Source organism: Kitasatospora sp. NPDC001540 (assembly GCF_042894345.1).
GTDB lineage: Bacteria > Actinomycetota > Actinomycetes > Streptomycetales > Streptomycetaceae > Kitasatospora > Kitasatospora phosalacinea_C.
This window is the reverse complement of the sequence record NZ_JBIAVO010000003.1, coordinates 283,223-307,470: the sequence shown is the minus strand read 5'-3', so window position 1 is coordinate 307,470 and position 24,248 is coordinate 283,223. Positions and strand designations below refer to the sequence as shown.

The 24,248-nt window shown below is 72.4% G+C and carries 23 protein-coding genes; 13 read left to right on the top strand and 10 right to left on the bottom strand.

The window, feature by feature from the left end:
* The first annotated feature begins 76 nt into the window (after positions 1 to 76).
* Together ACFY00_RS06595 and ACFY00_RS06590 are read left to right on the top strand one after the other, a co-directional pair.
* Positions 77 to 2,341, top strand: coding sequence for an AIPR family protein (locus ACFY00_RS06595; protein WP_388027887.1), 2,265 nt, complete (start codon positions 77 to 79; stop codon positions 2,339 to 2,341).
* A 390-nt stretch (positions 2,342 to 2,731) separates the two neighbouring features.
* Complete coding sequence (locus ACFY00_RS06590; protein WP_388027885.1) at positions 2,732 to 3,025, top strand: winged helix-turn-helix domain-containing protein; 294 nt, start codon at positions 2,732 to 2,734, stop codon at positions 3,023 to 3,025.
* 379 nt (positions 3,026 to 3,404) lie between these two features.
* On the opposite strand, the gene ACFY00_RS06585 is transcribed toward ACFY00_RS06590, so the two are convergent.
* Entirely contained in the window at positions 3,405 to 3,839 is a 435-nt protein-coding gene (locus ACFY00_RS06585) for a hypothetical protein (protein WP_388027883.1), read from the bottom strand.
* A gap of 415 nt (positions 3,840 to 4,254) precedes the next feature.
* Here ACFY00_RS06585 and ACFY00_RS06580 point away from each other — a divergent pair, with 415 nt between their 5' ends.
* The 4 genes from ACFY00_RS06580 to pyrE all read left to right on the top strand — a co-directional run bounded on the left by ACFY00_RS06580 (position 4,255) and on the right by pyrE (position 8,420).
* Positions 4,255 to 4,950, top strand: a complete 696-nt coding sequence (locus ACFY00_RS06580; protein WP_388027882.1) for a DUF2617 family protein — start codon at positions 4,255 to 4,257, stop codon at positions 4,948 to 4,950.
* 79 nt (positions 4,951 to 5,029) lie between these two features.
* Positions 5,030 to 6,733: a spermidine synthase gene (locus ACFY00_RS06575; protein ID WP_388027878.1), complete on the top strand. Its 1,704-nt coding sequence runs from the start codon at positions 5,030 to 5,032 to the stop codon at positions 6,731 to 6,733.
* Positions 6,734 to 6,943: 210 nt separating this feature from the next.
* Entirely contained in the window at positions 6,944 to 7,849 is a 906-nt protein-coding gene (locus tag ACFY00_RS06570) for a CoxG family protein (RefSeq protein ID WP_388027876.1), read from the top strand.
* Between the two features lie 34 nt (positions 7,850 to 7,883).
* Entirely contained in the window at positions 7,884 to 8,420 is a 537-nt protein-coding gene (gene pyrE / locus ACFY00_RS06565; RefSeq protein WP_030905690.1) for an orotate phosphoribosyltransferase, read from the top strand.
* A 137-nt stretch (positions 8,421 to 8,557) separates the two neighbouring features.
* Here the strand turns inward: pyrE and ACFY00_RS06560 are convergent, their stop codons facing one another.
* Positions 8,558 to 9,280 (bottom strand): DedA family protein, encoded by a 723-nt coding sequence (locus tag ACFY00_RS06560; protein ID WP_388027874.1) that lies wholly within the window; start codon positions 9,278 to 9,280, stop codon positions 8,558 to 8,560.
* Between the two features lie 287 nt (positions 9,281 to 9,567).
* Here ACFY00_RS06560 and fbaA point away from each other — a divergent pair, with 287 nt between their 5' ends.
* Positions 9,568 to 10,590, top strand: a complete 1,023-nt coding sequence (gene fbaA / locus ACFY00_RS06555) for a class II fructose-bisphosphate aldolase (protein WP_388027871.1) — start codon at positions 9,568 to 9,570, stop codon at positions 10,588 to 10,590.
* Between the two features lie 142 nt (positions 10,591 to 10,732).
* Here fbaA and ACFY00_RS06550 read toward each other — a convergent pair whose 3' ends face one another.
* A complete protein-coding gene (locus ACFY00_RS06550; protein ID WP_388027868.1) occupies positions 10,733 to 11,941 on the bottom strand; it encodes an RNA-guided endonuclease InsQ/TnpB family protein in 1,209 nt (402 codons plus the stop codon).
* A 145-nt stretch (positions 11,942 to 12,086) separates the two neighbouring features.
* Here ACFY00_RS06550 and ACFY00_RS06545 point away from each other — a divergent pair, with 145 nt between their 5' ends.
* A complete protein-coding gene (locus ACFY00_RS06545) occupies positions 12,087 to 12,512 on the top strand; it encodes a DUF3151 domain-containing protein (protein ID WP_388027867.1) in 426 nt (141 codons plus the stop codon).
* Between the two features lie 97 nt (positions 12,513 to 12,609).
* Here ACFY00_RS06545 and ACFY00_RS06540 read toward each other — a convergent pair whose 3' ends face one another.
* The 3 genes from ACFY00_RS06540 to ACFY00_RS06530 all read right to left on the bottom strand — a co-directional run bounded on the left by ACFY00_RS06540 (position 12,610) and on the right by ACFY00_RS06530 (position 15,656).
* Positions 12,610 to 13,173: an SUKH-4 family immunity protein gene (locus tag ACFY00_RS06540; RefSeq protein WP_388027865.1), complete on the bottom strand. Its 564-nt coding sequence runs from the start codon at positions 13,171 to 13,173 to the stop codon at positions 12,610 to 12,612.
* A 24-nt stretch (positions 13,174 to 13,197) separates the two neighbouring features.
* Positions 13,198 to 13,773 (bottom strand): SUKH-4 family immunity protein, encoded by a 576-nt coding sequence (locus ACFY00_RS06535; RefSeq protein ID WP_388027863.1) that lies wholly within the window; start codon positions 13,771 to 13,773, stop codon positions 13,198 to 13,200.
* A 92-nt stretch (positions 13,774 to 13,865) separates the two neighbouring features.
* Complete coding sequence (locus tag ACFY00_RS06530; RefSeq protein ID WP_388027860.1) at positions 13,866 to 15,656, bottom strand: hypothetical protein; 1,791 nt, start codon at positions 15,654 to 15,656, stop codon at positions 13,866 to 13,868.
* Positions 15,657 to 15,766: 110 nt separating this feature from the next.
* Between ACFY00_RS06530 and ACFY00_RS06525 the strand changes: the two genes are divergently transcribed.
* From ACFY00_RS06525 to ACFY00_RS06505, 5 genes are all read left to right on the top strand, one after another.
* Complete coding sequence (locus ACFY00_RS06525; protein WP_388027858.1) at positions 15,767 to 16,537, top strand: WXG100 family type VII secretion target; 771 nt, start codon at positions 15,767 to 15,769, stop codon at positions 16,535 to 16,537.
* Positions 16,534 to 17,451 (top strand): nucleic acid/nucleotide deaminase domain-containing protein, encoded by a 918-nt coding sequence (locus ACFY00_RS06520; RefSeq protein ID WP_388027856.1) that lies wholly within the window; start codon positions 16,534 to 16,536, stop codon positions 17,449 to 17,451. The genes ACFY00_RS06525 and ACFY00_RS06520 overlap by 4 nt, the downstream gene beginning before the upstream one ends.
* Before the next feature lie 61 nt (positions 17,452 to 17,512).
* Positions 17,513 to 18,157: an SUKH-4 family immunity protein gene (locus ACFY00_RS06515; RefSeq protein WP_388027854.1), complete on the top strand. Its 645-nt coding sequence runs from the start codon at positions 17,513 to 17,515 to the stop codon at positions 18,155 to 18,157.
* 57 nt (positions 18,158 to 18,214) lie between these two features.
* Positions 18,215 to 19,081: a nucleic acid/nucleotide deaminase domain-containing protein gene (locus tag ACFY00_RS06510; RefSeq protein WP_388027853.1), complete on the top strand. Its 867-nt coding sequence runs from the start codon at positions 18,215 to 18,217 to the stop codon at positions 19,079 to 19,081.
* Between the two features lie 140 nt (positions 19,082 to 19,221).
* A complete protein-coding gene (locus ACFY00_RS06505; protein WP_388027851.1) occupies positions 19,222 to 20,094 on the top strand; it encodes a DUF3152 domain-containing protein in 873 nt (290 codons plus the stop codon).
* 25 nt (positions 20,095 to 20,119) lie between these two features.
* Here the strand turns inward: ACFY00_RS06505 and ACFY00_RS06500 are convergent, their stop codons facing one another.
* The 4 genes from ACFY00_RS06500 to purS all read right to left on the bottom strand — a co-directional run bounded on the left by ACFY00_RS06500 (position 20,120) and on the right by purS (position 24,196).
* Complete coding sequence (locus ACFY00_RS06500) at positions 20,120 to 20,932, bottom strand: sterol carrier family protein (RefSeq protein WP_388027849.1); 813 nt, start codon at positions 20,930 to 20,932, stop codon at positions 20,120 to 20,122.
* Positions 20,933 to 21,009: 77 nt separating this feature from the next.
* Positions 21,010 to 23,265 (bottom strand): phosphoribosylformylglycinamidine synthase subunit PurL, encoded by a 2,256-nt coding sequence (gene purL, locus ACFY00_RS06495; protein WP_388027848.1) that lies wholly within the window; start codon positions 23,263 to 23,265, stop codon positions 21,010 to 21,012.
* Complete coding sequence (gene purQ, locus ACFY00_RS06490; protein WP_388027845.1) at positions 23,265 to 23,942, bottom strand: phosphoribosylformylglycinamidine synthase subunit PurQ; 678 nt, start codon at positions 23,940 to 23,942, stop codon at positions 23,265 to 23,267. Before purQ ends, purL begins: the two co-directional genes overlap by 1 nt.
* A complete protein-coding gene (gene purS / locus ACFY00_RS06485; RefSeq protein ID WP_030457566.1) occupies positions 23,939 to 24,196 on the bottom strand; it encodes a phosphoribosylformylglycinamidine synthase subunit PurS in 258 nt (85 codons plus the stop codon). The genes purQ and purS overlap by 4 nt, the downstream gene beginning before the upstream one ends.
* Between the last annotated feature and the right edge of the window lie 52 nt (positions 24,197 to 24,248).

The window sequence follows — 24,248 nt, the reverse complement described above, 5'->3', positions numbered from 1 at the left end:
TCCACAGAGGGGTACATGTTCAACAAAGTCTGTGGTAGCCATAGTCGCCGGACGATACCCTCGTCACCAACCATCGATGGCAATGCGTGGCTCTGGTGATATCCGCACCACCGCCATGAGGGCTTTCGAACAAAACGGCCAGATGCGCAGTGGAGCAATTTTGAGCATTTTGCACATTCAACAGGTCGGGGCACACATCCAGCGCAATATCGGGCCATACCTTGACCTGTCCGATGTCAGGGCCAGGAATGGCGACATGCAGACTTCGACGCTCACCCGCGGGCTGGCTGCGCTTGCAGTTCAAGTTTTGACCGGATTCGACGCGGAAAGCGCCGCCGCCTGTGTCATCGATGGGTTTCAGGACAATGGCATCGACGCCATCGCTGTTGACGAGAACCAGGGCAAGATCGTCATCGTCCAGTCGAAGTGGCATGCCGAGGGCCGGAAGACAATGGACCAGGGCGAAGCACTCAAACTGGTCAACGGGGCAAAAGATCTTTTTAGCCAGAAATTCCACCTCTTCAATGCAAGGGCGAGGAAACTTCAAGGAGCCATCGAAAATGCCTTGATCAATCCCGAGGTCAGGATCACAATTTCCGTCGCAACGACAGGATCTGCAGTTCTTCCTGCCGATGTCCAGCGCCCACTTCAAGATCTGCTAACCGAAGTCAACGGCGCAGACGACTTGGATGATCTTGTCGATTTGAAGATCCTAGGCCTGGCAGATCTGCACGGCTTTCTGACCGACAGGACATCATCAAAGAAACTAGACCTCGATCTTCACCTATCAGAGTGGGGGTCCGTGCAAACCCCCTACCAGGCCTACTACGGCCTGGTTCCGGCCAGCGATATTGCGGCTTGGTATGACAAGCACGGCGAGCGGCTCTTTGATGGAAACATCAGGCAGGCACTCGGACGCACAGCAGTAAACGAGGCCCTTGTCGCCACCCTGCGCACCGAGCCACATCATTTTTGGTACTTCAACAACGGGATCACCGTTCTCTCCGAGAGCATCAGCAGAGCTGCCAGGGACAGCCACAGTCGCACTACCGGACTATTTCGGCTGACCGGGGCAACTGTGGTAAACGGCGCCCAGACAGCCGCCAGCATCCATGCGGTGATGCAAGAAGATGAAACACTTCTCGATGACGCAGAGATTTGGATCCGCGTCATCGGACTGGACGGCTGCCCACCGGGTTTTGCCTCGTCCGTCACCCGGGCCACTAATACTCAGAACGGCGTGGACGCGCGAGACTTTCTAGCGCTTGACCCTAACCAAGACCGCCTTAGGGCACAACTGCGACTGCAATTTGACAAGACCTACGGTGTGAAGAGAAGCGCGGACCCGGTTACTGGTGACAGCGGCTGCGATGTAGAAGAGGCAGCCATCGCCCTTGCCTGCGCACATGCAGATCCTGCTTACGCCGTGGATGCCAAACGCCAGGTCAGCACACTGTGGGCTTCGACCGATGATCCAATTTATCGGGAGCTTTTCCCCGAAGATCTTAACATTGCAAAGCTATGGAACAGCGTTCTGGCGCTTCGCATCGTTGATGCTGAACTCGCACGCCTTCGGAATATGTTTGACGACAGCCGCTCGGCCGGTGTCCTTGTCCATGGGAACCGGCTCATTGCACATTTGGTCCTCTCCCAGCTGGGCTCTTCCGTCCTCAGTGATCCCGCAGCCGAGGAAAGCGGTCTTCTCGAGCCGGCCGCAGATCTCACCAGGAACCTGAGTTCCCTACTGGGCAAAACCGTGGACGATCACTACCCGGGGGCATTCCTCGCCCCACTTTTCAAGAACCACACCAAATGTCGCGAGCTAGTTTTCGAAGTGCTTACCCGATATGCAGGGTTTCCGGTAAGTCTTCCAAATCAGCGGAATTCGGCGAAGACAGCCACTCGACGAACGCCCACCCGCCGCTCTCCTCGTCGTGCATCGGCGGACGAGCGCTCGTCGTCCCAGCGTAAACAGGACGCAGTCAAGGTAATCCAGGCTGCAGGCGGGCTTCAAGAGGGGACCCTGCTGGTCTTCAAGCCAGGGACCAAACGCGAAGAGCAGCTGCTCGTCCCCTGGACAGAGGAGGTCGACTCCAGGAGCAGGGCCCGGTGGACCAATCAGCCTCCTTCGGTGAACCCGCTAGTGTGGGAGTTCGACGGCGAGCGCTATTCCCCGAGCAATTTGGTCACAACCATGATGATTGCTGCAGGCTACTCGCCGCCGTCTGGTGTACGTGGTACGACCCGGTGGACAGTGGAGGGGCGCGGAACACTGTCCGATGTTGCAGATCAGATTAACGATTCCAAGCCCGATGAACCGGAGCACGGCCGTCTCTGGTAAGAGACCTGATATTCATCGGGAAACGCACGGAGCAAGGCAGAGTGATGGAAAATCAACCGTTTTCCCCTCCCGCTCCCTGCCTTGCGGGAAACTGAGCCTCTCAGCGTTGAAGCTCGGGGGTGAAAGGAAGCTGAACTTGATTGGGTGATGTCGGTGCCGTTCGCCGGACAGTTGGGTGTCGGCACCGATAGCCCTGGGGTGTGGGGTACGCGCAGGGCGACGGGTTGACCGACACCGGGAGGACCACTCGGGGGCGGGTGCGGCTCCAGGCTGTGGAGTGTTTCGAGGGCGGGCGGAAGAACGCGGAGATTGCCGCTGCCTTGCGGAGATCTCCAGGCCGGAGCGGGAGTTGGAGCGTGGTCCGCTGGCTCACGGTTGGGCGGACCATCGATGGACGCTGGCACGGCTCAAGACGCTGGTCGGCCGACCCCTCCACGTTCCTACACGGTCGAGGGCACCTGGCGGCTGCTCGAACGCCACGGCTGGAGCTGGCAGCAGCCCACCAGACGCGCGATCGAGCGCGATGACGCCGCGGCCGAGGTCTGGAAGAAGGAGACGTGGCCGCGGGTAGGAGCACCGCGGCGGAGCGCAACGCCTGGATCGTCTTCGAGGACGATGCCGGGCAGTCGAAGACTCCGCCGCGAGCAAGGACCTGGGGCCGGATCGATCGGACCCCAGTCGTGAGAGTGAGAGGCCGGGGCTCGGGACGGGTGTCGATGGCGGGCATGGCCTGCTACAAGCCGGGCGAGCGGTCCAGGTTGATCTACACGATCCGCGAGCACTCGGAGCCGCAAGGACGATCCGCTTCGCCTTCTGCAAGAAGGTGGAGGTCCTGGAGGAGGCGGTCGCCCGCCTGCACGCCCTGCGCACCGGCTGACCCGCCGGGGCGACCGGCATCGCGGCGCAGCCGGTGCGCAGGTGCGCGTGGAACTGCCCCGGACAGGCCGTCAACTCCCGCTCGTCCGGGGACGGGAGGCGCCTCAGCGCGTGCGGCAGGGGCGCGAACGCCTCTCGCAGGCACTGCCCGGCCCGGATCGGTGGCGCGGTGCGGGAGGCCGGAGGCTCACGGGTTCCAGAGCAGGTCGACCCAGTCCGGTCGCGGCCCGTCCGGGTCCGGCGGCACCGGGGGCGCCGGACGGTCGCCGAAGAAGTAGTCGTGGAGCCCCTGCAGGCAGTCGTACAGGTGCGCCTCGTCCGTGAAGGCGGAGCCGGTGAGCCGGGACCAGTCGACGACGTCGCACGGCCGCTCCCGCAGCAGGTACGCGAAGGCTTCCCGCAGGTGCCGGGAGAACGGCAGGTCCTGCTTCCGCGTGCTCAGCCTCCGCTCGTGGAGGTCCTCGATCCGCTCGGGCCGGAACGCGTGCCGGAGGAAGGCGCCGACCGCCGGATCGGTTTCGTGGTGCGGGATGTCGGAGGGCTGGAAGCCCATCGGTTCCTCCTCGGCCTCGGCCGCCGCGGCGGCCTTCTCGGCTGACGTCGCGACGAGTTGGACGATCACCGCGCCCCCGGCGGGCCGACGTCGCCCCGGACGAGTGGGGCGCCCCTCCGGCGCGGGCGGTTCCGGGCGGACGCGAGGGCGGGTGGTGCGGGTCGCGCGCGGGCGTGCGGGGGGTGTGGCACCGGCGTGCACGGCGCGCGGAACCGGCGCGGGAGGGTGCGGCGGGCAGAGTGCAACTCGGGACCGATCACACCCAGTCGGACACAGGCCTCAGAACGGTGAATGAGTGCCAAACATGGGTAAATCCCCGACGGACCCGGAGAATTCGTGCTTCTCTGCTGCTGAATCTCCAGCCGGAATCCTTCCTTCCACGGTCGGCCGCGCCCCGGATCGGACAGTCTCGAACAGCCTCACGGATGAGGGCGGACACCGGTCGCACCGGGGGCGCGCACGGAGCTGAAACGCGGAGCCGAGCATGCTCACCACCCTGCAGACCTCCTACACGGACACCCGCGCCGGCGACCTGGCCTGGCAGCTGGGCGGCGAGCCGCTGCCCGCGCTGGCCGTCCGCGACCTCAGACTCGACGGCGCCCCCGACGCCCCCGGCGCCCCCGGCGCCCCCGGCGCCCCGGGCGGCCTCCGCGGCACGCTCCAGCTGCGGCTGCTGGGCGCCTCGCACCAGGTGGTGCTGGCGGCCGGGCCGGGCGACTGCCTGGAGACGGTGGCCTGCCTGCCGGGCCGCCGCACCCCGCTGCCCGCCCGGGTCGCGGAGCAGGTGGCGGGCTGGGAGTACGAGTTCGCCGCCCGGATCGAGGAGCTGCCGCCGCACGTGTTCGCGGCCCGGGCGCAGGAGCTGCTGGCCCTGGTCGAGGGGCACCCGCGGGCGCTGGCGGGCGTCTTCCCGGGCGACCCGAGCGCCTTCACCGCGCTGGTCGCGCACTGCGAGGACCGCCGGGTGCACTGGCGGACGTGGCACGCCTACCCGCAGGAGGGCCGGCTGGTGTGCACCCGCTCCTCGCTCTCGCTGCCCGGCACCGGCCGCCCCGGAACCACCCGGGCCGCCGGAACCACCCGGGCCGCCGGAACCACCCGCGCCGCCGAAACCACCCGGTCGGCCGACGCCGCGGGGGCCCGAACCGCGGCGGGCGCCCCGGCGCAGGTCGGATGGTGAGCGGGCGTCAACCCGGCACCCCGGCCTGTCCCCCGGATGGGTGCAGCCATTCACCCGGGCTCTCGCCTAGCGTTCATTCATGATCAACCACCCGGTCGGACGGCCCGCGCAGCCGGGCCCGGACGCCGCCGCTCCCCCGCCCGCGGCCGCCCCCCGGCCCGCCGCCCCCCGCGCCGCGGGCCCCGGCGGCGCGGTCCGGGTCGGCGGCGCCGTACCGCTGGCCCTGGCCCCCCGTCCGGCCCGCGTGCTGGTCCTGCTGGCCGCGTTCGTCTGCGCGGCCTGCGGCCTGGTGTACGAGCTCGAACTGGTCGCCCTGGGCGGCTACCTGCTGGGCGACTCGGTCACCCAGACCTCGGTGGTGCTGTCGGTGATGGTGTTCGCGATGGGCGTCGGCTCGCTGCTCGCCAAGGGCCTCACCCGCCGCCCGGCCACCTCCTTCGCCCTGGTCGAGTACGCGCTGTCGCTGGTCGGCGGTCTGTCCGCGCTCGCCCTGTACTGCGGCTGGGCCTGGCTGCACCAGCCGCGCGCCACCCTGGTGGCGCTGATCGCCGCCACCGTGCTGATCGGCCTGCTGATCGGCGCGGAGATCCCGCTGCTGATGACGCTGATCCAGCGGATCCGCCGGGAGCACGCCGGCCGCGCCGTCGCCGACCTGTTCGCCGCCGACTACGTGGGCGCGCTGGTCGGCGGCCTGGCCTTCCCGTTCGTGCTGCTGCCCGCCCTCGGCCAGACCGCCGGGGCGCTGGTGACCGGCGCGGTGAACGCGGTGGCGGGCGCCGTCGTGGTGCTCTGGCTGTTCCGCGCCGAGCCCGCCCCGCGCACCCGCCTGCTGCTGTGGACCGGCTGCGGCCTGGTGCTGGCCCTGCTCGCGCTGGCCGCCGCCTGCACCGGCGCGATCGAGCGCGCCGCCCGGCAGGCGCTGTACGGCGGCCCGATCCGGTTCGCCACGCAGAGCCGCTACCAGGAGATCGTGCTGACCGGCGGCCCCGAGGACCCGGCGCCGACGCGCTCCGATGACGCCTCCCGGGTGCCCCGGCAGCGCGCCGCCCCGCCGCTGGAGCTGTTCCTGGACGGCCGGCTGGCGGTCTGCGGCCCCGGCGAGTACCGCGACCACGAGGCGCTGGTGCGCCCGGCGCTGGCCGCCGGGCCGAGCGGGCGGGTGCTGGTGCTGGGCGGCGGCGACGGCCTGGCGCTGCGCGAGGTGCTGCGCCACCCGGCGGTGCGCAGCGTGCTGGTGGTCGAGCGCGACCCGGCGCTGCCCGCGCTGGCCCGCCGGGACGCCGCGCTCGCCGCGCTCACCGGGCGCTCCTTCGACGACCCGCGGGTCCGGCTGGTGCGGGCCGAGCCGATGGGGTGGCTGCGCGGCTCCGGGGAGCGCTTCGACGTGATCGTCTCGGACCTGGACGGCGCGGCCGCGGGCGGCAAGTACCGCTCCCGCGAGTTCTTCGGCCTGGCCGCCCGGCGGCTGGCCCCGGCGGGACGGCTGGCGGTCCGGGCCGGGGCCCCGGACCACGGGCTCTGGACGGCCGAGTCCGGCCTGGACGCCGTGGGCCTGGCCGCCGTCGCCTACCAGGGCGGCGCCCCGGCCGCCGCGGACTGCGGGCGCCCCGACCCGGCCCCGGCCTTCCTGCTGGCCTCCCGCACCGTCCCCGCCCTGGGCCTGGCCCCGGACGCCCCGGCCCCGCGCTCGCTCACCGTGGCCGCGCTGCGGGCCTCCGAGGCCCGCCTGGCGGCCGCCCGCCCGTCCCCGCTGCCGCCGCCGCACGGCCTGCTGGGGCCGTGAGGCGTGCCCGCCCGGGCCCGGGCCGGAGCCGCGCCGCACCCGTCCACGCCGTGAAAGCGCTTCGTGCGCCGGGCAGTTCGGCCCGGGCGGCGGGTGGCGGGCGATCGGGGGCCGTGGTCCCGGTGCGCGGTACGTCCATTGGCGGGTTGGTCGTCCCGGCTTCGCGTGGAGGACTCGGCACGGCGGCGGGCGGTCGGTAGGCTCGCCGGTATGGAGCATGAGGTTGTCGTCCCGGTGCCCGCCGAGGTGGTCCGGGAGGCGCTGGTGGACCGCGAGCTGGTGGCCCGCTGCGTGCCGGGGCTGAGCGCGGTCGCGTCGGCGTCCGCCCCCGCGGCGGACAGCCGGCTCAGGGTCCGGGTCGCCGGGTCCACCATCACCTTCGCCGGTCGGCTGACCGTCGGCGCCTGGCAGGGCGACGCGCTCGACCTGCGACTGAGCGGCGAGGAGATCCGCGGCGCGGCCCCGGTCGCCGCCGAGCTGCGGATCACCCTGGCCGAACGGACCGGCGAGACCGTGGTCCGCTTCGCCACCGCCCTGACCGCCTCCGGGCGGCTGGCCGGTTTCGCGGACGAGGCCCTGGAGTCGACCGGCCGCCGCCTGATCGACCGGGCGGTGGCGGCGCTGGTCGCCGAGCTGTCCGAACCGGACGGGCAGGACGGACGGGACGGGGAGGGCGCGGACGACGAGGACGGCGACCCCGCGGAGGGCGCGACCGTGCTCTTCCTCGACGATCACGACCGCGACCGCGGCCAGGACCTGGACGACGACCTGTCCGACCTGATCTCCTTCGACGACGCGGACGACCTGCCCGCCCCCGTCCCGGCCGCCCCGCGCCCGGAGCCCGCCGGGTACGACCAGGAGGGCGCCCCGGTGCGGCGCAGCATCGTCGGCCGCTCCGCCGAGGAGGTCGACCACGCCCCGCCGCACGGCCGGTACGCGCCCGCCCCGCCCGCCCACAGCGCCCGCGCCCGGGCCGCCTCCCGCTGGGGCGGCGCGGAGCCGACCCTGCTGCCGGGCGCGCACGGCGAGCGCAGCGCGCTGCCGTGGATGATCGGCGGCGGGGTCGCGCTGATCGGCGGCGCGGTGGTGCTGGTCCGGGCGCTGCGGCGGCGCTGAGGCCGCCGACGGGCACCCACTAAGCTGGCTGTCCATGAGCAACGACCGCGACGCCCTGCTGGCGCAGATCAAGGACAAGGCCGTCGTGCACGGCAAGGTCACCCTCTCCTCCGGCCGGGAGGCCGACTACTACGTCGACCTGCGCCGGATCACGCTGGACGCCGAGGCGGCGCCGCTGGTCGGCAAGGTGATGCTGGACGCGGCCGCGGACCTGGAGTTCGACGCGGTGGGCGGCCTGACACTGGGCGCCGACCCGGTGGCCGCGGCGATGCTGCACGCGGCGGCGGCCCGCGGCCGGAAGCTGGACGCGTTCGTGGTCCGCAAGGCGGGCAAGGCGCACGGCCTGCAGCGCCGGATCGAGGGCCCGGACGTGAAGGGCCGCCGGGTGCTGGCGGTGGAGGACACCTCGACCACCGGCGGTTCGGTGCTCACCGCGGTCGAGGCCCTGCGCGAGGCGGGCGCCGAGGTGGTCGGCGTCGCGGTGATCGTGGAGCGCGGCGCGGCCCCGGCGATCGCCGAGGCGGGCCTGCCGTACGTCACCGCGTACACCCTGGACGACCTGGGCCTGTGAGCGGCTGAGCCCGCGGCCCGGCAGCCCCGCGGCCCCGCGTTCCACGTGGAACAACGGCGGCACCGGCGACAACGGCGACAACGGCGAAGGGCCCCGACCGCCGGGTGGTGGTCGGGGCCCTTCGCCGTCGGCCGCGCTCAGTTCTTGCGGTGGCGGCCGCTGGAGACCGGCTCGCCCTCCTGCTCGACGGTGCCGTTCGCGGCGGCGGCCTTCCGCTTCTTCCGCTCGCGGATGACCTCGACGAAGATCGGCGAGACCGAGATCAGGATGATCAGCGCCATCGCGGGCAGCAGGTACTTGTCGATCACCGGGGCGAGCTGGTCGCCGGTGAAGTAGCCGATCAGCAGCATGGTCTCGGTCCACAGCACCGCGCCCACGACGTTCCAGACGAAGAACGTCTTGGCGGGCATCTGCAGGGTGCCGGCGACCGGGTTGAGGAAGGTCCGCACGATCGGGATGAAGCGGGCCATCACCACGGCCTTGGCCGGGCCGAACTTCTCGAAGTACTCCTCGGCCTTCTCCACGTACTCGGGCCGCAGGATCTTCGAGTTCGGCTTGTCGAACATCCGCGGGCCGACCTTCCGGCCCAGCAGGTGCCCGAGCTGGGCGCCGACGATCGCGCAGATCGGTGCGCCGATCAGCAGCAGGGCGATGTTCATCTGGGCGCCCGCGCCGAGCACCTTGTCGGCGGCGCTGGAGGCGGCGACACCGGCCAGGATGAGCAGGGAGTCACCGGGGAAGAAGAACCCGACCAGCAGGCCGGTCTCGGCGAAGATGATCGCCAGGATCCCGATGGCGCCGACGGAGGCGACGAGCGATTTGGCGTCAAGGACGTTGACGGCGAGCTGGATGTGTTCCACGCGCGCAGGATAGCCCGTACTGCTATGCGAAGCCTTAACGGCAGCCGCCGAACCGCCTCCGGACGGGCTCCTCGCGCCCCCCGCACGGGCTCCGGGGGGCGGGCCGTCCCAAGTGGCGGGCCGCTGGGTGTGCCCGGAGGGGGAGTCTGGGAAGATGACCGAGGTGTCCGGCCCGCGGTCGAGCTGCCACCCTCTCGCTCGCACCGCGCCGATGTCGTGAACCACAGGCGTATCGAGCCTTCGGACAGCGTCGTCCGATCGCCCCACACCGACAGGAGCGGATCCGCATGCCCATCGCAACTCCCGAGGCCTACAACGAGATGCTCGACCGGGCCAAGGCAGGCAAGTTCGCCTACCCGGCCATCAACGTCACCTCGACTCAGACCCTGCACGCCGCGCTGCGCGGCTTCGCCGAGGCCGAGAGCGACGGCATCGTCCAGATCTCCACGGGTGGTGCGGAGTTCCTCGGCGGCCAGTACAACAAGGACATGGTGACCGGCGCGGTCGCGCTGGCCGAGTTCGCGCACATCGTCGCGGCCAAGTACGACGTCACCGTGGCGCTGCACACCGACCACTGCCCGAAGGACAAGCTGGACGGCTACGTCCGCCCGCTGCTGGCGATCTCCGCCGAGCGCGTGGCCCGCGGCGAGAACCCGCTGTTCCAGTCGCACATGTGGGACGGCTCGGCCGAGACCCTGGCCGACAACCTGGCCATCGGCCAGGAGCTGCTGGCCCAGGCCGCCGCCGCCAAGATCATCCTCGAGGTCGAGATCACCCCGACCGGCGGCGAGGAGGACGGCGTCAGCCACGAGATCAACGACGAGCTGTACACCACCGTGGCCGACGCGGTGCGCACCGCCGAGGCGCTCGGCCTGGGCGAGAAGGGCCGCTACCTGCTGGCCGCCTCGTTCGGCAACGTGCACGGCGTGTACAAGCCCGGCAACGTGGTGCTGCGTCCGGAGCTGCTCTCCGACCTGCAGGCCGAGATCGGCAAGAAGTACGGCAAGCAGGACCCGTTCGACTTCGTCTTCCACGGCGGCTCCGGCTCCACCGAGCAGGAGATCCTGACCGCGCTGGAGAACGGCGTGGTCAAGATGAACCTCGACACCGACACCCAGTACGCCTTCACCCGCCCCGTCGTGGACCACGTGTTCCGCAACTACGACGGCGTGCTGAAGGTCGACGGCGAGGTCGGCAAGAAGAACACCTACGACCCGCGCACCTGGGGCAAGCTGGCCGAGGCCGGCATGGCCCACCGCGTCACCGAGGCCGCGCAGCAGCTGCGCTCGGCCGGCAAGCGCATGAAGTAGGGCGCCACCGCGCACGGTGCCCCCGCCCCCGGAACGCCGGGCGCGGGGGCACCGGCGCGTCCGGCCCCGGCCGCCCCGCCCGGGCCGGATGGCAGACTGGCACACCGTGACTCCTCCCCGGCGTAGGCGCCGGGGCTTCTCGTCAAGCCGCTCGGGCTTCGCGACGGACCAGCCCGGCCCGTAGAACGTTGACGGCTCCCACCATGTCCGCGTGGGCCGTGTGGCCGCAGCCGACGCAGTGGAACTTCTCCTGGGTGGTCCGGTTCTCCGCCGAGACGTGCCCGCATGCGGGGCAGGTGCGGGAGGTGTTGCGGGGGTCCACGGCGACCACTTCCCGTCCGGCGCTCTCAGCCTTGGCGTGCAGGATCGTCAGGAACACCCCCCATCCGGCATCCGAGATCGAACGGTTGAGCCGGGCCTTGGCGGCGGCCCCGTTGGGCAGGAAGCCGCCCAGCCGGTCCGGCTTCGGCGCCGGGGACTTGAGCATGTTGCGGACCTTGAGGTCCTCGTGCGCGATGAAGTCGTGCCCGCGCACCAGGCGGAGCGCGGTCTTGTGCGCGTGGTCCAGGCGCTGACGGCGGACCTTCCCGTGCAGCTCGGCGACCCTCTCCACCGCCCGGCGGTGGTTCTTCGTGCGCTTGTCCCGGCGAACGCGGGGGAACCGGGCGAGGGCCTGCTGCGCTGCTTCGAGTTTCGCGGCGGCCGTGCGGCCGTGGCGGGGATTGGGGACGTGCTCACCGTTGGACGTGGTGAGGAACGACGCTACGCCCATGTCGATGCCGATCACGGACCCAGTCGCGGCCAGCGGTTCGGGCCGGGACCGCTCGGCGGTCAGCACCACGTACCAGCGCCTGCCCTCGCGCTTGACCGAGACCGTCCTGACCTGGCCGACGACCGGCCGGTGCCGGTGGACCTTGACGTGTCCGACGCCCTGGAAACGGACGCGGGTCACCGGGTCGTGTGGGGTGCTGTCCCAGCGACAGCCGTCGCCGTCCTTCGGGAACTCCACCGTGTCGAACCAGCTCGCACCCCGAAAGCGCGGATAGCCGGGGGTCTCGCCGGACTTGACCCGGCGGAAGAACGCCGCGAACGCCCTGTCCAGGCGGCGAAGCGTGGCCTGCTGCGAGGAGAACGACCAGCGCCCCTGCCGCTCGGGGTCGAACGCCCGGATCTCCTTGAGCTGCGCGGACTGCGTCCCGTACCTGACGCTCGTCCTCGACACATGCCGGTAGGCGTCACGTCGCTCCTGCAGCGCCCCGTTGTAGAGCGAGCAGTGATCGGCCAGCATCTCACCGAGCGCCTGCGCCTGGCGGACGGTGGGCCGCATGAGGAACTTGAACGTCCGAATCACCCGACCCACCCCCTCCGGCATTGAGGTGGTCAACCTGCCACAGCCCACTGACAACACGCCCCGCACCCCGGCGCTCCGCGTCTCCTCACCGGACATCACATTCCCGCCCGGCCTCGGGGCCGGGATTCCCTGCGAAGATCAGAGGATGGAAATGCACAAGAACCTGCTCGACGGCCCGGCGCCGACCTTCCTCCCCGAGGAGGAGCAGCCGTACCGGATGCTCGCCGAGGAGTCGGCCTCGCCCACCCAGGTCGCCGCCGAGTACCCGGCCTTCTGCCTGGCCTGGGCGATGCTCGCCGATGACGCCTTCGCCGCCGGACGGACCGTGGAGTCCTACGCGTACGCCCGCACCGGCTACCACCGCGGCCTGGACGCGCTGCGCCGCAACGGCTGGAAGGGCCACGGCCCGGTGCCGTGGGAGCACCGCGGCAACCGCGGCTTCCTGCGCTGCCTGGCGGCGCTGGCCCGGGCCGCCGGGGCGATCAAGGAGACCGAGGAGGAGGCCCGCTGCTGGCAGTTCCTGAAGGACAGCAGCGCCGAGGCGTACACCGTGCTCCGGCAGGAGCACTGAGACCGGCACCCGCCCGACCCGACGGGCCGCCCCCGCACGCCGGGGGCGGCCCGTCGCCGTACCCGCCCGGTGCGGGGGCGGGCGGGTGCGGGGCCGTTCACAGCATCGGGTAGGAGTCCAGGTACGCTGCCCAGAACCGCGCCCCGTCGCGGAACGGCAGGGCGTCCCAGGCGGTGGCGTCCTCGCGGACGATCTCCTCGACGTCGGCCCAGTCGTTGGGCGTCGGCCGCTCCTCGGGCGCCGGCCGCTCGGCGGCGATCTTGTACACCAGGTAGCTGAGCGAGGACAGGTCCCGGTGGACCAGCTCGTACTCCACGTCGGCGTCCGGATCCGAGACCCAGATCGTGCCGTCGCCCAGGTGCACGAAGACGTCCGCCTGGTAGAGCTCGCCGAGCGGCTGGAGCCTGCCGTGCGGGGTGTCGACCGGCGCCGGGTCGGCGTCCTCGACGAAGGCCGTCGGGGGGCTGGCCGGGTCCCGCTCGGCCAGGGCGGCCAGGATCCGGAACAGCCCGTCCGAGTACGGGACGCCGGTGGTGGCGGCGAACCGCGCCGCGGCCCCGTCGCCCGGCCAGATCCGGGCGGCGGCGTCCGGCCGCAGCCGCAGCATCCCGCCCGCCGGAACCTCCTCGGCGACGGCCCGCCAGTCGATCGACACCAACACGTGCGTGCTCCCCTCCTCTCCGGGTCAGGACCCGTACTGGATCTCGTCCAGCAGCAGCCGCCAGACGCTCGCCGGCTCGGCCAGGGCGCGCGGCTCCAGGGCGGTCAGCCCGGCGGTGAGCCGCTCGACCGACTCGCGCAGCTCCTGGGCGCTGCCGCCCTCGCCGTAGTACGGCAGTTCGCGCTGGAAGGCCAGCAGGAAGGCCGCCAGCGAGGACAGGTCGGCGTGGTACGGGCGGTCCGGCCCTTCCTCGGCGACGTCCAGCGGCAGGGCGTGGACGCCGCCGGTGGCACCGTCCAGCACGAGCGTGCCCGTGATGAGCTCGCCGAGCACCAGCCAGCAGCCGACCCGCGGGCCGAACAGCTCCAGGTACTCGGCCTCGGCCTCGGCCCAGTCGCCGAAGTGCTCGCGCACCGGCACGGGCCCGGTCGCCAGGTGCTGCGCCGCCTCGAACACCGCGCTGTGGGCCGGCAGGCCGACGGCGGTCAGGAACTCCCGGGCGCCGGGGTCGGCCACCAGCTCCGCGACCCGCTCCGCCGGGGGCCGGACCAGGCCGTCCGGCCCGAACTCCCGCTCCATCTCCGCGCGCGTCACCGCCACCCGAGCACCTCCCGCCGTACGCCGTGGATCCGTCGACGCCCATTCCTAGCAGGCGACGGGGGCGCCCGGGGCCCGGCGGGCGACGGGGGCGCTCAGGGCCGGTGCAGGTCGACCGCCAGCAGCCCGTCCGCCAGCGCGAGCAGCAGCAGCCGACCGTCCAGGGCGAGCGCGCGCACCGGCGAGCCGAGGCGCAGTTCGAGGACGCCCGCCGGGTCGCCCGGCCGGTGCACCCGGACCAGGCCGCCCGCCCAGGCCGCGGCCACCCGCAGGCCGTCCGGGCCCTCGTCGGCGGCCACCGCGACCACCGGGCAGGGCCGCGCGTCCAGCGGCTCGGCCATCGGGGCGCTGCCCGGTCCCCAGAGCCGGACCGTGCCGTCGTAGCCGCCGCTGACCAGCAGCGGGAGGCCGCCGCGCGGGTCGTCCGCGCCGAGCGCCGTCGCCGCCAGCGTGGTCACCGGGCCGGTGTGCAGCCGCTCGCCGTGCACCCGGCCGTCCTGGTACCAGTGCACGGCGCCCGCGGCGTCGCCCAGCGCCGGGGCCGCCCCGGGCAGCCGGCCGGCCGCCGCGACGGCGGAGGGCGCCTCAGCCGCGTCCCGCAGGCGGCTCACCGCCTCCTCCAGCCCGTACCGGTCCAGGCCCGGCGCGGGCCGGTCGGCGGGCAGCAGTTCGGTGCCGCCCGCGGTGTCCAGCAGCAGCAGGGTGCCGCTCGCCGTGACGGCCAGGCCGCGCAACGGGCGGGGCGCCGGGAGGGCGGGGCGGCCGAGCGGTTCGCCGGTGGCCGCGGCCAGGACGCGGACGGTGCCGTTGCCGTCGGCGGTCAGCCACTGGCCCCGGTACAGCCCGGCGCCCGGGGCCGCGGTCACCGCCGGGCCGGGCTCCCAGCGGGCCCAGCGGGCCGCCCAGGCGCCCGGGGCGCCGGACAGCCGCTCGACGGCGGCCCGGGTCTCCTCCCCGCCGCCCAGCAGCCGGGCGCGCAGTAGGTGGGCCCGGACGGCGGCGTCGGCGGTGTCGACCAGGGCGGGCCCGGCGGCGTCCCAGGCCAGCGCGAGCGGGTGCCCGGCGGCCCGCGCCCCGGCGGCGTCCAGTCCGGCCGCGTCGAGTCCGGCGGTGACGGCGGCCGGGTCGGGCAGCACGTACAGCAGCGGGTCGGCGAGCAGCGGGGCGTGGCCGCCCTCGCGGCGGGCGGCGGTCCAGAGCGCGGTGAGCGCTTCGGCGCCCGCGCCCGGCAGGCCGGCCGGTCCGTCCGGGACGTGGGCGAGCAGGTCGGCGAGCGGTGCGGGCCCGGCCGGGGCGGTGGTGCCCAGGGCCCGGCCGGGGTTCGGGTAGGCGGCGGGGTCGGCGTCCTGCCCGGCGCACCAGGCGGTGAAGCGCTCCCGGTCGGTCCACCGCGGGTCGTCGAGGTCCAGCACGGCCGGGGCCGGCTCCCGGGCGAAGGCCGCGCCGGGCGCCTCGACCAGCAGCCGGACGGTGTCCAACTCCAGGAGCGGGTCGAGCAGTTCGGCGACCAGGCGGTCCGGTTCGGCGGCCCGGTCCAGCTCCGGCACGCAGACCGTGGTGGGGCGGTCGTCGGCGGCCAGCGCGGCGAGGACGTCCCCGGGGGTGCGCGCGACGGTGTCCAGCTGGTTGCCGAGCTGCCAGACGGCCGCCCGCAGGCTCAGGCCGGCGGCCGGCAGCATCAGGTGGATCCGGCGGCCCTCGGGCGCCCCGTCCGCGGTGCACCCGGCGGTCAGCCAGGCCAGCAGGTGGCTCTTGCCCGCTCCCGGCGCCCCCTCCACCCGGCACAGCCGCGGGGCCAGCCGGTCGTCCATCCAGCCCAGCAGTGCCAGGCCGGCCGGCCGCCGACCGGCCCGCAGCGGCGGGAATCCGCTTCCCCCCTCGCCCATGCCTTCGTCCCCCTCTTGGAGCTTGACCACCAGCCAGACCGTTATGGATAGTCATCTTTGCCGTGAATGGCGGGGTTTCGTCAACACGGCTCTGACGGGGGAGGGATGCCATGGGCGTGGTGCTGCCCGACGAGCTTGCCTGGGTACTGGACCTGATCGGGATCAACTGGCCGAACGTCGACGAGGACGAGTACCGGGAGATGGCGGACGAGCTCCGCGACCTCGCGCAGACGCTCACCTCGGACACCCAGGTCATCTCCGGTGCGGTGGAGGGGTTCCTGGGCGTCACCAAGGGGCCGGCCGCCGACGCCTTCCAGGCGCACTGGAACAAGGTGGCCGGCACCCACATGCCGCAGGTCGGCAAGGGGTTGGAGCTGCTGGCCACCGGGCTGGACGGTGCGGCGATCGTGATCACCGGCGCGAAGGTCGCCGCGGTGGTCCAACTCGGCATCCTGGCCGCCGAGGTGATCGCGGCCCAGGCCGCCGCGCCGTTCACCTTCGGCCTGTCCGAGGCCGGGGCGCTCGGTGCCACCCAGGCGACCAGGGTGATCGTCCGGCGCCTGCTCAAGGAGGCCGAGCAGCAACTGATGTCCGAGCTGGTGTCCCTGGTCGAGGGCCCGGTCTTCGCCGCCCTCGAAGGCGTCGCGGAGAACCTGGTGATCCAGCTGGCCGGGAACGCGCTGGGCACCCAGAAGGGCATCGACTGGAACCGGGCCGCCGACGCCGGCAAGGAGGGCTTCAAGGACGGCGTCCAGCAGTCCGTCGACCAGGTCAAGGGCTACGCCGAGGACCCGCTGGGCGCCGCGGGGCAGTTCGCCCGGAACACCGTCTCCGGCGCCGCCGCCGGTGGCGCCCCGAGTGGGCGGGGGAGCACCCGATGAGCGACATATCGCACGACTACGACGAGGCCGAGGCGCTGGCCAAGTCCTTCGAGAAGCACGGCGACCGGCTCTCCGAGCACCACGCCAGGACCGGTCAGCACCGGACCCGGGCGGCCGCCGGACGGGGCAAGGACCCGCTGGCGAACATCGTCTCCGGCCTCGCCGACCGGGGGCTCGGCGTGGTCGAGAAGGCGCTCAAGAGCTTCGTCAAGCACTCCGGGGACACCTCTCAGGGCATCCGGCAGATGAGCCGGAACCACCAGGAGAACGACCACGGGCTCGGCGAGGCGTTCACCCGGATCAACTCCAGCGGCCGGACCCCGATGTACCTGCTCCACGACGACGGCTCGGTGAGTCGGCTGCGCGAGGACGGGAGCACCCACAAGGTCGCCCACGACGACGCGTCCGGGATCCACGACATCCTGCACAACGGCGCCATGCAGCCGCCGAAGGCCGGCGAGTTCAAACTCCCGCCGAAGAGCCGCAAGAAGGCGGACGCCGCGGTGCAGCGCCCGCAGACCAGCTCCGGCAAGGTCGACCACGGCACCACCCCGCTGGCCCGGGCCACCCAGCTGGCGCGCTACGCCAACGACGACTACGGCAACCAGCGGGGCAACACGTTCACCAGCAACAACTACGCCGCCGTCCGCTACCAGGACGGGAACAAGGAATTCATCCTGGTCGGCCGCAGCAAGAACCCCCGGCACTCGGAACCGATCATCGGCATTCCGCTGCTCCGCGACCAGAAGGCCGGGAACGTCCAGGACCTCTACACCGAGCGGGCCCCCTGCACGAGCTGTTCGCCGTGGCTGAAGCACTTCGTCCCGCACATCAACGTCAGCCACAGTTTCGTGGGCGGCAACGTCGAGATGAAGCCGTATCTGGAGGCCCTGAGGAAGCACCACGGCAGATAGGCTCCGGAGCACGGGGAAAGGGCCGGACCCGGTCGACGAGGATTCGAGAGGCTGCATCCAGATGGCACCGCAGGTGACGTACGAACTGCTCAGGTCGGTGTTCGCCGAGGACGAGGTGCTCCGGTTCCCGGAGGCGAGCCTCCCGGCCTCCCTCACCCACGCCCCGAGCCGGGCCTACCTCACCACCGTCGGGCTCCCCGCCGTCGGCAACTGGCTCTTCCTGCCGCCGGTGTGGAAGGCGGACGAACCGCTGAAGACCGTCGGGGCGGTCGACCCGTACCTGGACGACATGGTCGACCTGCCGGAGGACGCCCCGGACTGGACGGTGGTCGGCCAGGTCGCGGACGACGTGCTGGCGCTGGACGGCGCGACCGGCCGGCTGTGGTTCTTCCCCAACGGGGAGGACGAGATCACGCCGTGCTTCGACCGGATCGAGACCCTCGGCCTGTTCCTCTACGTCCTGCAGCGGGAGAAGGTCGCGCTCTACGGCCCCGAGGACGGCGAGGACGACGGGCTCGACCCGCACGAGGAGATCGACCGCGTCCGCGAGGAGCTGCGTGCGATCGAACCCGCCGCCTTCGCCGACCCCGAGGGCACCTGGGCCCGGCTGCTCCAGGGCTTCGAGGACGAGTGGACCGACTTCTCGGTCGAGGAGCCCGCGCCGCTGGGCGACGGCGAGTTCTGGGTCCCCCCGCACCTGCGCTGAACGCCCGGCCCCCGGTACTCCGCCGTCCGTCCGCCCCCGCACCGATAGGCTCTCCGCATGACCGCAGAACTCTCCCGGCGCCTGCTCGACCGCTTCGGCCCCGGCGGCCTGCGCCGCGTCCCGGCGGCGGACCTCGCGACGGCCGACCTCCCCGCCGAGGCCGCCGGGCTGCTCGCGGACTGCGGCCTCCCCGTCCAGGTCGGCCCGTACTTCGCCACTGCGGCGGACGACGCCCTGGCGCTGGCCGCCTTCGCCGAGCAGCAGGAACTCCCCGCGCCGACCGGCGGCGAGGACCGCTGGGCCCGGCTGGGCACCGACCGCGGCGCCGAGCTGTGCCTCGACCCGTCCGGTCGGGTGTGGGCGGTCTTCGTCGCCTTCCGGGAGCGCCCGATCCTGGTCAACACCAGCCTCGCCGCCTTCCTCGACTCGCTCGCCGAACTCGACGACGCGCTGCGCCGGTTGGCCGCCGCCGAGCAGCCGCAGGAGGTCTTCGAGCTCTTCGGCGCGATCGAGGGCCGGCTGCGCGGCACCGACCTGCGGGCCTTCGAGAACGACGAGAACTGGTGGCCCCGGGTGCTGGAGGACGTCCGGCACACCCGCGGCGTGCCCGGGTACGCCGCGTTCAAGTACCGCGACGGGCAGGGCGGCGAGCAGATCCTCACCGCCAACGGCTCGCTCGCCCTGCACCCCGAAGAGGCCCTCTGGTACCGGCTGGCCGACGGCGGCGCGGAGCCCGAGGACGTCCTGGAGGTCTACACCGAGCTGCAGGCGTGCTTCATGCCCGGCCACTACTGCAGCGTGTGGATGGCCGAGGCGTTCCCGCAGGCCGAGTTCACCCACAGCTTCGACTACGGCGACACGGCCGCCGAGCGCGAGGCCGGCATCCGGGAGCTCGCCGAGGCGCTGACCGCCCGCAACGGCTGACCGCCTCCCGCCGCCCGACGTTCCGCATCCGGATCGGTCGGTTCCCGGAACCAAACGGGTCCATACCGCGTATGTTCACGGTGCGGCCCCGTGCGCAACGGACGCGCCGCCGCCCTGCCGCCGTTCCGAGGGAAGTCCAGATGCGCGCAACCCACCGGTCGTCCCGCCGGGCCGCCCGCCGACGGCGGCGGCGGGCCGTCGTCCTGGGCTGCGCCGCGCTGCTCGTCGCCCTGGGCGCGGGCGGGTACGCCGCCCTGGCCCCGGGCTCCTCGCGGACGGCCTCCGAGGGCCCGACCGCCCAGGCCCGGGCCGTCCCGTCGCTGGCCGAGCCGTCCGCCGAGCCGTCGGCCGAACCCTCCACCGCACCGCCCTCCGTCGAGCCCTCCGCCGGACCGTCCGTCGAGCCGTCCAGCGCACCGCCGAGCAGCTCCGCCCCGCCGGAGGTGGTCGAGCACGGCGCGGGCAGCTTCACCGCCGCCACCGCCTCCGGCGGCCGGGTCGGCACCGGCGACGTCCTGCGCCGCTACCGGGTGGAGGTGGAGGACGGCACCGGTATCGACCCGAACGCCGCCGCGGCCGCCGTCCAGGCCGTGCTGTCCGACCCGCGCAGCTGGACCAGCGACGGGCGCGACAGCTTCCAGCTGGTCTCCTCCGGCAGCTACGACTTCACCGTCAAGATCGCCTCCCCCGACACCGCGGACGCGATCTGCGCGACCGGCGGCCTGGACACCCGCGGCGAGGTGAACTGCGACGTCGGCAAGCAGGTGGTGGTCAACTCCAAGCGCTGGCTGACCGGTTCGCCGCAGTTCGACGGCGGCCTGGACGACTACCGGGCCCTGATCGTCAACCACGAGGTCGGCCACCGGATCGGCCACGGCCACGAGACCTGCCCGGGGCCCGGCAAGCCCGCGCCCGCGATGATGCAGCAGATCTACGGTCTCAAGGGCTGCACCGCCAACGCCTGGCCCTACGACGCGAACGGGACGTACCTCAGGGGCCCGTCCGTCCCCTGAGGCGCCCCGCCGCGTCCCCTCCTCCTCAGCCCAGCACCGGCAGGTAGCCGGACAGGTCGCTGCGCTCGCCGCTGGCGGTGAGCGCGGTGTCCAGGGCGTCGGCCCAGGCGAGTCGGCCGGTGGCCAGCCGGATCCAGGTCAGCGGATCGGTCTCCACCACGTTCGGCGGGGTGCCCCGGGTGTGCCGGGGGCCCTCGACGGCCTGTACCACCGCGTACGGCGGGATGCGCAACTCGACCGCGCCGCCCGGCGCTTGGACGGCGAAGGCGTCGGCGAGCAGCCGGGCGGTGGAGGCCAGCGCGAACCGGTCGTGCGGGAAGGGGTCGAGGCCGAGCGCGGCGGCCAGGTCGTCGGCGTGCACCACCGTCTCGACCAGCCGGGTGACCAGGAAGTCCGCCAGCGGCATCGGGCCGAACCGCATCGGGATGATCCGGCCGGGCTCCCGGCCCTCCTCGCTGTCCAGCGCCTTCCACAACTCGCCGATCTGGCGGTCGAGTTCACCGGACACCTGGGCGGCGTCCCCGGCGAACTGCTCGGCCACCAGCTCGACGGCGGTGGAGTTGATGGCGGCGGCCGCGGTGCGGGTCCGCGAGGCCCAGTACAGCGGGGTGATCGGGGCCTGCGGCGGCAGCGGGTCGTGCAGGTGCAGCGGCACCCAGCTCGCCACCATGCCGAGGTGGGCGACGAGTTCGCGCACCCGCCACTCCCCCAGCCGGGTGGGCAGGGCCAGTTGGGCGTCGTCCAGGGCGCGGACGGCGGCGGCGATCGCGTCGAGCTGCCCGGTGAGTGCGGCGCGCACCTTCACCGGGTCGTAGGTTCGGGGCTTCACGGTGGGCATGCCCGCAGCGTACAAAACCCGGCGGGGCGGGCGGTCCGGAAGCACCGGACCGACCGCCCCGCCGGTTTGACGGACCGTCAGGCGAGCAGCGCCTCGATCACGCCGGTGTGGGCGTCGCGCAGCTCGGCCAGGGTCACGGTGAACTGGCCCTGCACCTCCAGCGCCTCGCCGTCCACCACGCCGATCCGGGTCGCGGGCAGGCCGCGGGCGCCGCACATGTCGTTGAACCGGAGCTCCTCGCTGCGCGGGACGGCCACCACGGCGCGACCGGCGGACTCGGAGAACAGGAACACGAACGGGTCGAGGCCCTCGGGGACGACCACCCGGGCGCCCTTGCCGCCCTTGAGGCAGCTCTCCACCAGGGCCTGCGCGAGGCCGCCGTCGGAGAGGTCGTGCGCGGCGTCGACCATGCCGTCGCGGGAGGCGGCGATCAGGATCTCGCCGAGCAGCCGCTCGCGCTCCAGGTCGACCTTGGGCGGCAGGCCGCCGAGGTGGTCGTGCACGACCTGCGACCAGGCGGAGCCGCCCAGCTCGTCGGCGGTGTCGCCGAGCAGGTAGAGCAGCTGGCCCTCCTCGGCGAAGCCGACCGGGGTGCGCCGGGTGACGTCGTCGATGACGCCGAGCACCGCGACCACCGGGGTCGGGTGGATGGCGACGTCGCCGGTCTGGTTGTACAGCGAGACGTTGCCGCCGGTGACGGGGGTGCCGAGCACCTGGCAGGCGTCGGCCAGGCCGCGGGTGGCCTCGGCGAACTGCCACATCACGTCCGGGTCCTCGGGGGAGCCGAAGTTGAGGCAGTCGGAGACCGCGAGCGGCTTGGCGCCGCCGGCCGCGACGTTGCGGTACGCCTCGGCCAGCGCCAGCTGGGCGCCCGCGTACGGGTCCAGCTTGGCGTAGCGGCCGTTGCCGTCGGTGGCGACCGAGACGCCGAGGTTGGTCTCCTCGTCGATCCGGATCATGCCGGAGTCCTCGGGGGTGGCGAGCACCGTGTTGCCCAGCACGTAGCGGTCGTACTGGTCGGTGATCCACGCCTTGGAGGCCTGGTTCGGCGAGCCGACCACCTTCAGCAGCGCGTCCTTCAGCTCGGCGCCGTTGGTCGGGCGGGCGAGCCGCTCGGCGGTCGGGGCGTCGGCCTGCAGGGCGTCCTGCCAGGACGGGCGGGCGTACGGGCGGTGGTAGGTCGGGCCCTCGTGGGCGACGGTGCGCGGCGGCACGTCGACGACCAGCTCACCGTGCCAGAAGATCTCCAGGCGCTCGCCGTCGGTCACCTCGCCGATGACGGTGGCGATGACGTCCCACTTCTCGCAGATCTCCAGGAAGCGGTCGACCTTGCCGGGCTCGACGATCGCGCACATGCGCTCCTGCGACTCGCTCATGAGGATCTCCTCCGGCGAGAGCGTGTGGTCGCGCAGCGGCACGGTGTCCAGCTCGATCCGCATGCCGCCGGTGCCGGCGCTCGCGAGCTCGCTGGTGGCGCAGGACAGGCCGGCGCCGCCGAGGTCCTGGATGCCCGCGACGAGGTCTTCCCTGAAGATCTCCAGGGTGCACTCGATGAGCAGCTTCTCCTGGAACGGGTCGCCGACCTGGACGGCGGGGCGCTTGGCCGGGCCGGTCGCGTCGAAGGTCTCCGAGGCCAGCACCGAGACGCCGCCGATGCCGTCGCCGCCGGTGCGGGCGCCGTACAGGATGACCTTGTTGCCGGGGCCGGAGGCCTGCGCGAGGTGGATGTCCTCGTGCTTCATCACGCCCACGCAGAGCGCGTTGACCAGCGGGTTGCCCTGGTAGCAGGAGTCGAAGACGACCTCGCCGCCGATGTTCGGCAGGCCCAGGCAGTTGCCGTAGCCGCCGATGCCCGCGACGATCCCGGGCAGCACGCGCCGGGTGTCCGGGTGGTCGGCCGCACCGAAGCGCAGCGGGTCCATCACGGCGACCGGGCGGGCGCCCATCGCCAGGATGTCGCGCACGATGCCGCCGATGCCGGTGGCCGCGCCCTGGTAGGGCTCGATGTACGACGGGTGGTTGTGCGACTCGACCTTGAAGGTGACCGCGTAGCCCTGGCCGACGTCCACGACGCCCGCGTTCTCGCCGATGCCGACCAGCATGGCGTCGTTCTGCGGGGCCTTCTCGCCGAACTGCTTGAGGTGGACCTTGGAGCTCTTGTACGAGCAGTGCTCCGACCACATCACCGAGTACATGGCGAGCTCGGCGCCGGTCGGGCGGCGGCCCAGGATCTCCCGGATCCGCGCGTACTCGTCCTCCTTGAGGCCGAGTTCGGCCCAGGGCTGGGCTGCGTCCGGGGTCTGCTCGGCGTTCTTGACGGTGTCGAGGCTCATCAGGCGTTCACCAGCTGCTTCAGGACGGAAGTGAAGAAGCCCAGGCCCTCGGTGGTCGGACCGGTGAGCGGCTCCACCGCGTGCTCCGGGTGCGGCATCAGGCCGACGACATTGCCGGCCGCGTTGGTGATGCCGGCGATGTCGCGGTACGAACCGTTCGGGTTCAGATCGAGGTACCGGGCCACCACGCGGCCCTCCGCTTCGAGTTCGTCGAGGACGCGCTCGTCGGCGACGAACCGGCCCTCGCCGTTCTTCAGCGGAACGACGATTTCCTGGCCGGCCGAGTAATCCCGGGTCCAGGCGGTGTCGGCGTTCTCGATGCGGAGCTTCTGGTCGCGGCAGATGAAGTGCAGCGAGTCGTTCCGGGTGAGCGCGCCGGGCAGCAGGTGCGATTCGCACAGCACCTGGAAGCCGTTGCAGATACCGAGGACGGGCATTCCGAGCTTCGCCTGCTCGATGACGGTGTCCATCACCGGGGAGAAGCGGGAGATGGCACCGCAGCGCAGATAGTCGCCGTAGGAGAATCCGCCGGGCAGGACGACGGCGTCGACCTGGTGGAGATCCTTGTCGCGGTGCCAGAGGGCGACCGGCTCGGCGCCGGCCAGGCGGACCGCGCGCTGGGCGTCGCGGTCGTCGAGGGAACCGGGGAAAGTGACGACGCCGACTCGGGTGGTCACTTGCCCTCCTCGCCCTCGACTCGGACGGTGAAGTCCTCGATCACGGTGTTGGCGAGGAAGGTCTCGGCGGCCTCGCGGATGCGGGCGAGCGCGGCGTCGTCGACCGGCCCCTCCAGCTCCAGCTCGAAACGCTTGCCCTGGCGGACGTCGGCGATCCCGGCGAACCCGAGACGCGGCAGTGCACGCTGCACCGCCTGGCCCTGGGGGTCGAGGATCTCCGGCTTGAGCATGACGTCGACTACGACGCGTGCCACTGGCACTCCCGGTGGTGATTGCGTGAAGGCGGGGGAACTCCAGACTACCTGG